Raw genomic sequence first — 15,017 nt, forward strand, 5'->3', positions numbered from 1 at the left:
TTCTCGACATTCTGAGCCCCTAATTGCTTAGGGGCTTTTGTTTTATTCAGCGAGCGATAGCAGCTTATTGGTCCAACTTAAGCTTTCAAGCTTTTAAATTTCTCGTAAGCAGCCATGATCTTGTTATAGTCTTCACTATCCTTGGCAAAGCCGGTCACATCACTTACTACAGGACCTACGCCTTCTGCCAGAATACGCGCCTGCAGTTCGGCAGACTGTGGATCGTTATTGTTGTCATACAGGAAGGCAGCTGCTGCACCCTGCAGCAGGTGATCGCGGCCCAGTCCCAGCTCGGCAGCCATATTGGCAGGACCGATCAGACGATCGGCAGGACCCAGCTTGCGCAGCGGCTCACGACCGACACGGATGACTTCATCGCGGATATATGGGTTTTTGAAACGAGTCTCGATTTTATCGATATATTTGGCATGCTCGGCAGCGTCGAATTCGTATTTTTTCACCAGCGCTGCGCCGCTTTCTTCCATGGCAGGACGGGCGATTGAGCGTACGGACTCATCCTGGATACTCTGGTCGATCGTCTCGATTCCTTTCAGGAAGCCCAGATAGGCAGTGATTGCATGACCGGTATTCAGTGTGAACAGCTTGCGTTGTACATAAGCGACCAGATTGTCGGTCAGCTTCATGCCGTCGATCTCCGGAGTACCGCCTCTGAGCTTCGGCTCTTCCACGATCCATTCATGGAACGCTTCTACGCCCACATCCAGCAGGTTCTCACCCTGGAAAGGAGGGACAATACGGTCTACAGAACAGTTGGCGAATCCTACATGCTCACGTGCATAGGTTTTGCCTTCTTCGGACAGATGGCTCTCTACCTGCTCCTGCAGATGGCTGGTTGCGCCAACCATATTCTCACAGGCGATCACATTCAGTGGACCTGCACCAGCAGCACGGCGGGCTTCAATCCCTTGGGCAATCGTAGGAGCGATGAACTTGAGCACATTCGGACCCACTGCAGTCGTAATAATCTCTGCGCTGGCGATTTCGTCAATGATTTCCGGTCCATTGGACATGCAGCCGGAGACGTTGGTAATCGTCTCTACGCTTTTCTCCAGATCGAGGATATGAATCTGGTAGCTTTTTTTCTCATTCAGCTCCTGGATCATCTGTTCGTTGACATCTGCGAATACCACCTGATATCCGGCATTTGCCAGCAACGCTCCGATAAATCCGCGACCGATATTACCTGCACCAAACTGAATAGCTTTTTTCATAACTTGCACCTCCGTAAGTATGGGCTTGCTGCCGGTTTGCAGTAAGATTCAGATAGCCGGATATTGGCTTTCAATAATCATGGACAAAAAGGGCAGCAGCCGTAAATAGGTGCCCGTATACATATCGTCTACGGGCAGGAATATGGATAAACAGGTTAAATCAGCAGCTGATGCGCTGCTGATTTAACCATAAGAAGCTTGTTATATTAGATAGAGAATGTACGATAGATTTCGTTGGAATCCGTAACTTTGGCCAGATGATGAACCACAGATTCATCTTCGATCGTCTCAGCGATCTTGGTCAGGATCTGCAGATGCTCACCGCCCGCACCAGCAATACCGATAACCAGATACGCTTTGCCACCTTCAAATTCAACGCCGTTTGGATACTGGAGAACAACAATACCGGAGGTTTGAATTTGCTTTTTTGCTTCGCCTACACCGTGAGGAATAGCTACACCGTTACCAATATAAGTGGAAGCAACTTTCTCGCGCTCGTGCATGGCAGCTATATAATCAGGCTTCACATAACCGGAAGCAGCAAGCAGTTCGCCTGCTCTGCGGATAGCATCTTCTTTGGGTTCGCTGGCGAGACCCATGACGATGTTTTCCTTGCGCAGTACACTGGAACCGGAAGTCGGTACGCCATCTTTTGTATCTTCTACCACATGTGGAGCATTGTGACTCAGCACTTCGCTTACTTCTTTTTTAACGCCGACAGCCTCATCCGGAATTGAAGATTCTGCATTGCCGGCAGCGGTTGCTTTGAGTTTGTTGATCATTTCATCATAGATCGGGTTATTGATAAAGTTATCGATCGATACATGCTGTGCATTAGGCGCTTTGCCGCGTGCACGACTGGTCAGGTTCTGCTGGGTTACAACGATATCGGCATCCCCAGGAATCGCGTCAACTGCAGAGTTGGTTACCTGAATCGGCAGACCGGCTTGCTGTACTTTCTTACGGAACGAAGAAGCACCCATTGCGCTGGAACCCATACCTGCATCACAAGCAAATACGATTTTGCGAACTTCACCGGTTTGCAGATCAGCAGATGTAGTCAGTGCTGGACCAGCATTGCCGCCGGATTTCATGTTTTTGGAAGCAGACTGTGCTTTTTCCAAGTCTTCATCACCAACTGCAGCTTTGCGCAGGAAGAGAGCAGAGACAAGGAATGAAACGATTGTAGCTGCAGCAATACCAGCAATTACATGAAGTTCGCCACCTTGGGGTGCTAATGCCATGATTGCAATGATACTACCTGGCGAAGCAGCACCAGTTAAGCCGGAACCCAATAATACGTTGGTAAATACACCTGCCATACCGCCAAGAATAACAGCCAGGAACAGAATTGGTCTCATCAATACATAAGGGAAGTAGATTTCGTGAATACCGCCGAAAAATTGAATGATGATTGCACCTGGTGCAGAACCTTTAATTGAGCCTTTACCAAATACCCAGTACGCTAGCAGAAGACCCAGACCAGGACCCGGATTGGCTTCCAGTAGATAGAAAATGGATTTACCATGTTCCAGTGCATCTTGCGTACCTAGCGGAGTAAAGATACCATGGTTAATTGCATTATTAAGGAACAGAATTTTACCAGGTTCAATAAAGATAGAAACAAGTGGCAATAACCCGTGAGCAATCAGGAAGTTGACGCCCGCTTCCAACAGATTGGTAAATCCTACAACGAGTGGACCGATTCCATAAAAACCGGCTATAGCCAGTAACATACCGATAATACCGGCAGAAAAATTATTAACAAGCATTTCAAAACCAGATTTGATTTTGCCTTCTACTAATTTGTCGAATTGCTTGATGATCCATCCGCCTAACGGCCCCATGATCATGGCTCCAATAAACATTGGAATTTCAGAACCGACAATAACGCCCATTGCTGCAATAGCCCCTAGCACACCACCACGATGTCCATGAACTACTTTACCGCCTGAATAAGCAATCAATAGAGGCAGCAAAAATTTAATCATCGGATCAACCAGTTTAGCGAGGTCTTCGTTTGGCATACGTCCTGTAGGAATAAACAGGGCAGTTAACAGACCCCATGCGATAAATGCGCCGATATTCGGCATGATCATGGCGCTCAGGAAACGTCCGAATGCCTGGACGCGGTCTCTGGCGCTTTTCTTCTCGCGAGTAGAAGCATTTACAGTGCTCATAATTGTTCGACCTCCATCATATATTGTTCTATTTTGCGTGTGTACAGATCTTTCATCATGCTGGAGATCTCTGCCTGAAGTCCGGCAGGGGGATCGGAGACCAGCCGGGTCACAAAACCGGGTCGATCGATCAGCGATTTACTGACTTCATTTACAGCTTCGAGATAGGATTTGCTGCTGTCCCTCGGGGCAAGCAGCACGATTGCAGCATACAGCTCGGTAGGACTGCTCACTGCCGATATGGGATCACTGAAGCGGATAATACCGAGAAATAGCTTGTTCACTACACTGGAGCGGCAGTGAAGCAGGATCAGTCCATCCTGTGACAGTACGGTCTCGCCCATACGTTCACGTTCGTGCAGTTTCTGCTCCAGAATGTCGGAGCGTTCGGCCGAAGCCGTGAACATACCGGCGATCCGGTGGATCAGATCAGAGACCGAGGAGATCGAGAACTGGTCCTTGATCACCAGTCCGGCTGTCAGATCCAGAATACCGGTCAGCGTCTCTTTGTGATTGCCCAGTGTATCGGTCAGGCGTGTAGCCGGATCGGCAGCGGGCGAATCCATATGACTATTCTCTACGCTCACTTCCAGCCCGGAGACAGCACTGCGGATATCCCGGATATCTTCCGGCGAGAGCAGGGGAGAGACACGAACGGTCGGCAGTTGGCTGTCCACTTCGACGGTAGAGATAATAATATCTGCCCGATTCTCCAGCTTGACGGCTTCTGCGGAAGAGACCACATCAATAATTTGCAGTGACGGGAATTCCCGCTTGACCCGAATCGAGAGCAGGCTGGACGTTCCCAGACCACTCGCACAGGCGATAATTGCCTTGACCGGCTTGCGCTGGGCAGCTGCGTATTCGGACATGGCGCCGATATGCATCGCCAGATAACCGATCTCGGCCTCCGGTACTTCCCGGTGAGTGAATTCACCGAGCAGCCGAGAGCACTTGCGCGCAATCTCAAAAGTCGGTCCGTATTGCTCCTTGATCTGTGTGAGCAGCGGATTGCGGATATCCAGTCCCAGGCGAAGCCGCTCAATTGCCGGCCCCAGATGGTTGATAAATCCGGCGAACAGTTTGCTGTTGCCTTTAAGTTCAAATCCGGTCTCGGACTCCGCCATTTTGAGAATATCCCGAGCCAGCTTCACCAGTTCAAAGCTAACATGCTCGTAATACGGGTCCGATTCGGCATTCAGCCGGGTCTCGGCTCCTTTGAGATGCATGGTAATATAACCCATTTCATCTTCGGGAATCGCAATGTCAAAAGATTGCTCCAGACGTTCCGCCAGTTTGCGGGCGGTCTGGAATTCACTGAGCTGCTTGAGTTCATCCAGAATACGGGGCGCAATGGTAATGCGCTGTCCGCGCCGGATACGCTCAATCGCCAGTGCCAGATGTACAGTCAGACCGATGTATGCGCTATCGGTCAGCTTGATACGGGTATCCCGTTCCAGATCGCTGAGATACTGCTGGAGCTGGTCCATCATTCCGTCATCGACCAGATTCAGCAGCCGGTTGCGGATATGGAACTGGACACGACCAGCTTCTTCATCGGCAGCCAGCGGCTCGCGTACCAGATGATTGAGCTGGTATTCATCGACACTCTCATACAGCAGATGAATCAGTGCAGAGCGGATATGGCTCTCGGTGCCTTCGACATAAATACCGAATCCGGGTTTGCGAACCAGTGTAATGCCAAAAGAGGACAGCCACTGTTCAATTCGGTCGAGATCATTACTCAGTGTGCCTTCTGTTACTTTGAACTGAGAGGCAAACGAATATAGTTTAATCGGCTCTTTGGACAGGAGAAGCTCGCTGATAATGAAGTAATGCCGTTCTTCGCGGGTGTAGTCTTTCCGGGGTGTCTGTTCTTCCAGTTCACGCTGTGTACTGGCAAAGTCGGATTCATTGCCTTCCAGGGCAAGTCCTGTTCCGGGTTTGCGAAGCAGCTTCAGCTTGTGCTTGCGCAGCCACTCTTCGGCAGCCGGCAGTTCACGCTTGACCGTTTTCTCACTCACATCCAGATGATCTGACAGGTCACGGATCGTAATATACTCTCCATGGGAACCGACCAGAAACTGCAGCATCATCGTGAGCCGTGCGGTCAGCTTCTCCAAAATCGACATCCTCCTTTCCAAATTCCGACTGAAAACGATATCATGAAAGCGGTGTGAGAAAATAGAACTAGTTCTTATACTTAAAAGTTTAAGCTTCTGAGAGGTGGAGATCAATTGAAAGATGCCTTGATTTGTCCTTTATCCATAAGGGACAAAGATAAAGAAAGAATAGAAATGGGTATATCAACAGATAGGGAAAGTTCCTTTTTTTGTATAGACGAGGATGTCTGTAGATGGTTATTTTTGTAGGTCATCCAGATCATTATTGACTGGTAGGATGCGACAAATAGTGACAAAAGGAACACTGGGAAACAAGATTCGGATGGATGATATGAGTCTATGCCATACTGATTTACTTCATCCATTAAACCGGAACAAAACTTGTCTAAACATTTTTCGGAAAGTAAAACGCATAAATATTCGGTAAAATCGAAAATAAACAGAAGATAGAGAATACGAGAAGGTACCGAATACGTTAGAAGGAGAGAATGAACAGGGTTTTGCAGAGAGGAGACAGGAAATATGGATCAGAATAAAGTACATAAACGGCAGACCATTTTATTTCAGGGGGATTCGATTACCGACGGTAATCGTGGGCGGGATGCCGATCCCAATCATGTGATGGGGCATGGTTATGCATTCTGGATTGCAGCTGAACTGGGACACACTCTGGCAGCCTCCCGGCCGACATTTCTGAATCGGGGGATTAGCGGTAATCGTGTCACCGATCTTCAGAATCGCTGGCATGAAGATGCTCTGCAACTGCAGCCAGATACGATCAGTATCCTGATTGGTGTGAACGATATCCTGATGTCGATAACAGCACGCGGAGGTTTTGATAGCGCTGAATATGAAAATAACTATCGTCAGCTACTGCAGCATACACGGACAGAACTGCCGGAGGTCCAGTTGGTATTATGCGAGCCATTTATTCTGCCGGGGGGACATACAGATGACGACTGGATCGGCTGGCAAGCGGCCGTGGCAGATTGCGCGGCATCTGTACGAAGACTGGCAGATGAGTTCGATGCTGTCTTTGTCCCGCTGCAGGATGTTTTGGATGATGCCTGTGCAGTGGCGCCGGCTTCGTACTGGATATGGGATGGTATCCATCCGACGACTGCAGGTCACGGATTACTGGCCAAGCGCTGGCTTGAAGTTGTTCAGAATAGTCCGGCTCGAATTGGCTAAAAGAAGTTCAATTTATCGAAAGAGTAACTTGCAGACAGCGGATCAACTGCTGCACGGTCATGATCATTATTTATCGAACGCCCAAAAATGCCCTGCTTTCAGCCATGGATATCGGACTGAAAGCAGGGCATTTTATTACAGAAGCCAAAAATATAAAAGCAAAATATGGTATGAAGAGCAACAGGTTCGTTGTAGGAAATACGAGTGCCAACAGATCAATCTGCAGCGATCCCAGTTATTACGAAAGGTATAACTGAACTTCATGCAGGCTATAAAGGCTTTCGTGAATCAAATTCCACTGTCACTTCATGCGCCGGTTCCTCCCCGGCATACCATGGATTCAGATGGACGAGAACTTCGGTAACCTGTGTATCTACAGTCATGATATTCTTCTTCATGATTCGCGAGATATCATGTCCTTGTTGAATCGTCAGGGTCGCATCTACACCAATTCGCACATCGACTACAATATATTGACCATGCTCGCGGGCGCGGATACGGTCGATTCGTTTGACTTCCGGCATATTTTTGAGCACGGTGGTATAGGCTTCGATTTTCTCCGGATGAACAGCTTTCTCCATTAGAATATCGATTGAGTCGCGTCCTGTCTCATAGGCCAGCTTGAGGATCAGCAGGGCCACGATCATACCGGCGAGCGGATCACCATAGGAGAGCAGCGACCAGCCGTACGCTTCACCAATCAAACCCAGACCGATACCGGCACAGGCAGCTGCCGAGGCATATACGTCTGCCAGATGATCCTGCGCGGTCGCGATTAGGCCTTTGCTGTTGGTCTCGCGTCCGATCCGCATCGTGTACACGTACAGTAGCAGTTTCCAGATCAGGGAAATAAATGCGGCGATGAGCGCAATGATATGTGGTTGTGATGGCGGCTCGAACAGCAGCATAAAGGAATGATAACCGATATAAAGCGCTGCAATCAGCAGGATACCGGCAACCACACTGGCTCCGACGACTTCGGCTTTGCCGTGACCATACGGATGGTCTTCATCGGGTGGCATGGACGAGATCCGCATGGAGCCGAGCGCTGTCGCCGAAGCGATCACATCTCCGGCATTATGGATACCGTCTGCAATCAGTACCTGACTGTTGAACAGTACACCGACGATCAGCTTGAGCAGGGTCAGTAAGATATTACTGATCAGACTGGCCCACGCCGCAAGCATAGATGGATTAAGAGTTCTACTCATTACTATGGCCTCCTGCAATCTATATCATGCCAGTATAATATCGGCATATCAGCATAGGGATAACATAACAAGCTTGTTTATTATGTAAACGAAATGAATCAACTGTAATCGGCAGCATTCCTACCTATCAATCCCTGCCATTCAGCAGAATGAGACATAGCAGTGAACGTCCCAAACAGCATGGGAATAAATGACACGAAGTATTAATATAGCACAAATCCACCGTTTAACCAAGAGAATTAACCGGGCGAATTTACACAGGAAAAGCGCCTCGTCTGCGGACAGAAGAGGCGCTTGCTGACAGGATACGCAGTCGTCTAATTGATAGACAAATGCATGATCCTGTCAGTGTGTATAGGTTACTCATGGCCATAGATTATTTAGCCGGTTTGTTGAGGTTTTTTGTCTTTGTCCAGACAGCGTAGCACCTGGTAACCATAAGCGGGCAGCTGGTATTTCAGAATACCGCCTTCCAGCTGCAGTTCGCGATTTTCCAGTACATCTTCCCAATGGGTTCCTTTGATATCAATCTCAATATCGATCGGCTCAGTAGAGCTGTTGATTGCAATAATGAACTTCTCCTGATCGTCGAAACGCTCATATACCAGTTCATTGCTTCCCTTGCGGGAGTGCAGGAAGCGGAAGGTACCCTGGCGCAGTGCCGGGTACTGCTTGCGCATACGGATAATTTGCTGGTAGTAGGCGAACAGCTCACGATCCTGTTCGTCTTCCTCCCAGACCATGCAGCGGCGGCAGTCTGGATCGCCTTCGCCCTCCATACCGATTTCATCTCCATAATAGATACAAGGTGCACCGGTAAAGGTCATCTGGAACAGCGCAGCCAGCTTGAGACGGTTTTTGTCTCCGCCAGCGACGGTCAGTGCACGCGGCGTATCATGGCTATCGATCAGGTTGAAAGCGACTTCTGCCACCTGACGCGGATAGCGGGACATCTGGTTGCCGATCGCGTGCGAGAATGTCTGCGCATCGGTGGTGTCTTTAATGAAGAAATCCGTTACCGCATTTTTGAATGGATAGTTCATCACCGAGTCGAATTGGTCGCCCTGCAGCCATGGAATCGACTCATGCCAGATTTCGCCGAGAATATAAATATCCGGGTTGATCGCCTTGAGAGTCAGGCGGAATTCGCGCCAGAACTGATGATCCACTTCGTCCGCCACATCCAGACGCCAGCCGTCGATACCGTACTCTTCTGCCCAATAGCGAGCCACGCCAAGCAGATATTCTTTGACTTCCGGATTCTCGGTGTTGAGCTTAGGCATTAGCGGCTCAAAGTCGAACGTATCGTACGTTGGAATACCGTCTTCCACAGCCAGCGGGAATTTGCGTACATGGAACCAGTCTTTGTACTTGGACTTCTCGCCTTTTTCCTGTACATCGACGAAGGGTGCGAACGTTTTGCCGGAATGGTTGAATACCGCATCGAACATCACGCGGATGCCTTTGCTGTGGCAGGTGTTGACGAGCTTTTTGAGCGTCTCTTCATCTCCAAAGCTCGGGTCGATCTTCATATAATCTTCGGTATCGTATTTATGGTTGGTTGTTGCTTTGAAAATAGGGCACAGGTAGATCGCATTCACGCCCAGTTCGGTCAGATGGTCCAGATGATCGATAATGCCCTGCAGGTCCCCGCCAAAGAAATTGTTCCACTCCGGCTTGCCGCCCCATGGCAGCGTGCCTTCCGGATCGTTGGACGTATCCCCATTGGCAAAGCGCTCCGGGAAAATCTGATAAAACACAGCGTCTTTTACCCATTCCGGCGTAGTGAATACATCGACCGGATTAATGAAAGGAATATCGAACAGACGATCCATCTGCGGTTCTTCCGCGCCGAATTTGTCTTCGTCCATCCAGATAACTTCCTGATCATCCGCTAGCTTGAATCCGTATTTCAGACGACGATATGGCGGTTTGACCGCACATTCCCAGTAATCAAACAGATCATCCGTTGCAAAGATGCTCATCGGCACCAGTTCTTTGGATTTCTCCCACATATACTTGTCTCCGGCGAGTGCCCAGGCCTGCTTAACATCCTGCTTTTTGGTACGCAGACGAAGATGGATCGTCTCGCGATCGTATGGATAACCCCAGTTTAATTTTGGACGGTGATAGACGGCTTCAATGAGCATGAATGTTCCTCCTGTACGGTTATGTAAATGCTAACGATTTTTACCCCGAAAGGGGGTGGTGGAACCATAATCTGGAATCTCTTTTAATCAGGATTATCCAAATCGTCTTGATATAGTGAAGATAATGATTTTATTATATAGCATACGGATCTACGGTATTGTAACCAAGATTAGTGTTACCAATTAACTTTTGGATTTTGGCGATCATCTCATTGGACTGGACTGCGATATATTTATCACGCAGATTCTTATAAATTTCCGTCTAATTGTGGTAGACTGTTGCCGCATCCATGAGAGCGATTACTAATCAATAAAAGGAGAAGCTGAGAAATGAGCAAAAAGAAAATTATCATTATGATCATATTATTGTTCATCGTCCTAACGATTATTCTGATCTACAGACCATTTGGGCAAATTATTATATTCTCCAATAATACTGTGGTAGATAGCAATCCGTCCTCTGCTGCAGAAGAAAACACTGATAGTAATAAAATAACTTCCCAAACCAAGTATGGAATGATTATTAATGATTCGTTGGACAATACCACTTTTCAGAAAGAAATCACCATCCCGAAAAGCTATATAAAAGTCAGTATAAAGAATGACAGTTCACAGAACATAACTTTTACCGTAAATAAAAATCATAGCAGCGGACAACAAGTACTGTCCGGCACAGTAAAACCTACATCTGATTATCAGAAATTCTATACTAGTGACAAGCTGGCATCTGGTACATACATGATTACTGTATCTTCCGGTTCTGCTGAAATGAAAGGCCAGCTGAAAGTCCATATTGATACGGATATGAACAAGCTGCAAGCAGAAAGCTAAATCCAACCTCAACCCTGATTTCTGGATAGCAAATTAAAAAGGAGAATCCCTTCGGCCTAAAGCCAGATAGGATTCTCCTTTTGCTATAACCATTATTTCAGCCACTCCGGCCGACACGATCCGCGCGGTACCAGCACCGTCCGGTACTCGCCTGGTGTCTCCGACATATGCACCTGATCGGTCACCCCTTGATAATGTCCGCATAGGGTATCGGCTGTAAACAGTTCTGGATCAAGATACAGATGCTCATCAGATGAACCGGCTGTCTGGTGGGCAAATTCCTTGTCGAACAATCCCATTGACATCAGCCACAGCGATACCCGGCTAAGGGAAATATGCACCCGGTAGCTACCGCCTTCCTCAGCGCGGCGTGCCAGTGCAGCCATTGCCCCGGCAGCAGCCAGCCAAGAGATAATATAGTCATTAACGACCAGAATCGCAGGCAATTGCGGCTTGTCGGGAGTACCTTCGAGGCACATCACCCCGGTCAGCGTACCAGCTGTCTGGTCGAATCCAATCCGATCCGCCCAAGGGCCTTCATTACCACCGAGCGATACCGAGACATGGATAATACCCGGCCGTGCAGCCGCCGCTTGTTCAGGACTCAGACCAAATCGTTCCAGATATGTCGGACGACGATTGGCAAAGAAAATATCTGCTCCACGCAGCAGCTCCTGCATCTTGGCCTGTCCCTGTTCATTTCCTACTTCCAGCGTAGAAGAACGCATTCCCACATTGGCGGTGTAGTAGGTAGTGTCCACTTCCCAATCACCGGGACGCCAGATGTTCAGCACATCTGCACCATGTAGTGCCAGCGCCCGGCCAACCCCTGCGCCGGCGATCACATGTCCCATACCAAGTGCACGAATGCCTTCCAGTGGAGAAGAAACGCCCGTCGACAGAGGCTCCGGGTCACTGTCACCAATCTTCTCGATCTCGATCAGTGGCTGAGCAGCGATCACATCCGATACGGGATCATTCAGGAATTCTTCCAGTGTGCGGGCAACCGGCATGACGATTCCGGCACGTCGACCGGCTTCTTCCAGTTCGGCAGAATCCCACTGGGCAATAGCTGCTGCTACCGCTTCCGGGGTATCCGGGCAGTTCAGCAGCTTCAGTGTATTGATTTTCAGCTTTGGATACGGCTCCAGCGGCATCACCCATTTACCATCTTTTGTCTGGTAAAATCCGAATTTCAGTGCCTGACTCGGATCGGAAGGGCTTGCTGGTGAATAACCATTCAGCTTTTCCCATTTTCGATCGTAAAAAGGCGACAGCCGATGCAGAATCTTGCGCAGGTCCAACGAGATATCCTGCTCCTTGCCGCCACGCATTCTCCATAGCTTGGCAGCAGCAACCGATTTGGCGACCATCCCGATCCCTGCCGAGCTGGCCAGACGCAGTACGCTTGGTATGATAGGATCTTTACCGGTAAAAGAAATCTCGCCGCCGCTGTCTGCTGCGGATAATCCGATACTGTTTAGCAGCTGCTCCAGTTCCTGATGAATATCAAATTCCGTATGATCTGCACGATTCTGCTCGGCCTGACGGATTTTTTCTTTTAATTGGGCAGCGGTTTCTGTGTTGTTGGTAGGTTGGGATATCATGTTGTTCACTCCGTTTCCAAGATAGTGTAAAAGTATAAGGCGGTGGAATTGCATATTTTGCAGTTATGCAGCTGGTCATTGCATCTGACTTGGCAGTATCCACTCCAGAAATGAATAAGAGGTAAACCTGAAGATCCTTTGATAGTGGGAAGAGATGAGATATTTTGCTTCGTAAAAATTACTTTTTATTAAACCTCTTATTGAACCACGCGTTTTAACTGCCAAATACTTAAGGTCGTCTTTTGCTCAGATTTCCTTTTTTGCGCTCTGTCCAAAGATATTCCTGGTAGTCGTCTATATCATTCCAATAGAAATAAGAATTAAATAATGAAGGAATAAGAAGTGGAGAAGTAGAGTAATACAGGAAGTTCAACAGCATAATAATTGAACCTGGAAAAGAACGATATATTTTAAAACTTAAAACTTAAAACTTAAAACTTAGAAATTAGAACGATTAACTAAACACAAATTTTAATAAGTAAATTTATACATATTATTATATAACCAATATAAATTGACCTCAATAAACAATGAATTTTCGAATGTGGCATATGCCACACTTCAATAGTAGATGTCCATAAAGTCGAGAATTTTTTATGGGTATAGAACAGTTAATAACCGTATTATTGTGTGGATCAGACACTACCGTACAATCACTATGTAGACAAAGTATGTAAAAAAACAGGCCAGAGCATGACATGCCCCGGCCCGTCTATTAAATTTATTCTGCAATTGCATTTTAGCCTTAATTCTATTCATATTACGCAGTATGCAAATGCCAATGGATAGTGCTCAGCACTTAGCGGAGAGAAGGAAATAGGGGCAAAGACGACCTTGGAGCCTGGAAATTGACCTTTTCCTAATCCCATAATTTCCAGGCTCCACCGGAGGACGTGCCCCTATTCCTTGTCGGAGCGATGGATGCGCTATACCCTTCATCCCACACTCCAACAACAAATACGAACCACCACATCAGCCTACTCGAGAATACACTGCACTATGCCTTCATCTGGCCAAGTATAAGCTGCACCAGAACGTTCAACTCAAGCGTTGCGTTTCATCACACTTTTCAGATGAGAGAACACTTCAAAGCTCTGCTGTCCGTGATACGAACCCATGCCGCTTTCGCCTACACCGCCGAATGGCAGATAATGCGAAGTCATATGGGACAGCGTGTCATTGATACATCCACCGCCAAAGGATACAGTATTCAGCACCTGTTCCTGCAGCTGCTCGTCCTCAGTAAACAGATACAGTGCCAGCGGTTTTGGACGACTTACGATCTCGTCCAGCAGAGGATTCAGGTCATCATATTCGATCACCGGCAGAATTGGTCCGAAGATCTCTTCCTGCATAATGCGGGAATTCCAGTCAATGCCGCCCAGCAGGGTAGGTTCGATAAGCAACTGATCACGTACACTACGGCCGCCGATCAGTACTTCTTCGCCTTCCATCAGAGCAGATAGACGGTCAAAATTGCGTGTGTTGACAATATGCGGGAAGTCCGGATTCTGTAATACATCTTCACCCTGCTTGTCTTTGATTTCTGCCTGGATCAGATCGAGCAGTTGAGCACGTACATCCTTGTGCACAAGCAGATAATCCGGCGCTACACAGGTCTGACCGGCATTGAGGAACTTGCCGCGTACAAGGCGCTGCGCTGCGATCTTCAGATCGGCATCATGGTGAACGATGCTAGGGCTTTTGCCGCCGAGTTCCAGGGTGACCGGAGTCAGATGTTCTGCTGCTGCTCGCATCACGATTCGGCCGACGCCTGTGCTGCCTGTGAAGAAGATGTAGTCGAATTTCTCTTTGAGCAGAGCGGTACTGGCTTCGACTTCGCCTTCCACTACAGCGATGTATTCTTCCGGGAACAGCTCATGGATCAGATCATAGGTTAATTTGGATACAGCAGGTGTCAGCTCGGATGGCTTGAGTACCGCACAGTTACCGGCTGCAATCGCACCGACAAGTGGACCGAATGCCAGCTGGAATGGGTAGTTCCATGGCGCAATAATCAGTGCCACACCGTAAGGTTCAGGATAAATGGTGCTTACCGCATCCGGCAGAGCCGCTGCAGTCGGCACCTGGCGAGGTGCTGCCCACTGCTCCAGATGTTCCAGTGCAAAGTCGATCTCGCCCATAACGATGCGAATCTCCGAACCGTAAGCTTCGGCTTCGGACTTGTTCAGATCGGCACGCAGCGCGTCGAGAATACGCTGATGATAGTTTTCAATTCCTTGTCTCAGTTGACGAAGGGCAGTCATACGATAGGATACGTCTTTGGTCTGGCCTGTATAAAAGAACGTCCGCTGCTGCTGGACGAGTGGTTGTACATTAAGCATGAATAGTCAGCTCCTCAAATAAATGTTTGATGCAATTGTATTTATTTACATATGATTACTCGCAATATATCGGATTATAAGACAGGAAATGTTATGTTACAATAACCAGATCTGTTCAATGTGGGGTTTATGCCACAGATGGGTAAT

Annotated in this window: 9 protein-coding genes; 2 read left to right on the plus strand and 7 right to left on the minus strand. The window is 48.1% G+C overall.

Annotation, left to right across the window (positions count from 1 at the left end; all coding sequences use genetic code 11):
• Window positions 1–77: 77 nt before the first annotated feature.
• The 3 genes from H065_RS0107850 to H065_RS0107860 all read right to left on the minus strand — a co-directional run bounded on the left by H065_RS0107850 (window position 78) and on the right by H065_RS0107860 (window position 5,535).
• Window positions 78–1,232 (minus strand): mannitol-1-phosphate 5-dehydrogenase, encoded by a 1,155-nt coding sequence (locus H065_RS0107850; protein WP_017812486.1) that lies wholly within the window; start codon window positions 1,230–1,232, stop codon window positions 78–80.
• A 206-nt stretch (window positions 1,233–1,438) separates the two neighbouring features.
• On the minus strand, window positions 1,439–3,412 hold the full coding sequence (locus tag H065_RS0107855) for a PTS mannitol transporter subunit IICBA (protein ID WP_017812487.1): 1,974 nt from the start codon (window positions 3,410–3,412) through the stop codon (window positions 1,439–1,441).
• Window positions 3,409–5,535 (minus strand): BglG family transcription antiterminator, encoded by a 2,127-nt coding sequence (locus H065_RS0107860; protein WP_017812488.1) that lies wholly within the window; start codon window positions 5,533–5,535, stop codon window positions 3,409–3,411. The genes H065_RS0107855 and H065_RS0107860 overlap by 4 nt, the downstream gene beginning before the upstream one ends.
• A 522-nt stretch (window positions 5,536–6,057) precedes the next feature.
• Between H065_RS0107860 and H065_RS0107865 the strand changes: the two genes are divergently transcribed.
• Complete coding sequence (locus H065_RS0107865) at window positions 6,058–6,726, plus strand: SGNH/GDSL hydrolase family protein (RefSeq protein WP_017812489.1); 669 nt, start codon at window positions 6,058–6,060, stop codon at window positions 6,724–6,726.
• Between the two features lie 269 nt (window positions 6,727–6,995).
• Here the strand turns inward: H065_RS0107865 and H065_RS0107875 are convergent, their stop codons facing one another.
• Both H065_RS0107875 and H065_RS0107880 read right to left on the minus strand, forming a co-directional pair.
• Entirely contained in the window at window positions 6,996–7,937 is a 942-nt protein-coding gene (locus H065_RS0107875) for a cation diffusion facilitator family transporter (RefSeq protein WP_026136099.1), read from the minus strand.
• Between the two features lie 380 nt (window positions 7,938–8,317).
• Window positions 8,318–10,087, minus strand: a complete 1,770-nt coding sequence (locus H065_RS0107880; RefSeq protein WP_017812492.1) for an alpha-glycosidase — start codon at window positions 10,085–10,087, stop codon at window positions 8,318–8,320.
• 330 nt (window positions 10,088–10,417) lie between these two features.
• Between H065_RS0107880 and H065_RS0107885 the strand changes: the two genes are divergently transcribed.
• Window positions 10,418–10,918, plus strand: a complete 501-nt coding sequence (locus tag H065_RS0107885) for a hypothetical protein (protein WP_017812493.1) — start codon at window positions 10,418–10,420, stop codon at window positions 10,916–10,918.
• 92 nt (window positions 10,919–11,010) lie between these two features.
• On the opposite strand, the gene H065_RS0107890 is transcribed toward H065_RS0107885, so the two are convergent.
• Complete coding sequence (locus tag H065_RS0107890) at window positions 11,011–12,525, minus strand: CoA transferase (RefSeq protein WP_017812494.1); 1,515 nt, start codon at window positions 12,523–12,525, stop codon at window positions 11,011–11,013.
• 1,043 nt (window positions 12,526–13,568) lie between these two features.
• On the minus strand, window positions 13,569–14,870 hold the full coding sequence (locus H065_RS0107895) for an aldehyde dehydrogenase (RefSeq protein ID WP_017812495.1): 1,302 nt from the start codon (window positions 14,868–14,870) through the stop codon (window positions 13,569–13,571).
• Between the last annotated feature and the right edge of the window lie 147 nt (window positions 14,871–15,017).

This window comes from Paenibacillus shenyangensis, from assembly GCF_000346635.1.
Lineage (GTDB): Bacteria > Bacillota > Bacilli > Paenibacillales > Paenibacillaceae > Saccharibacillus > Saccharibacillus dauci.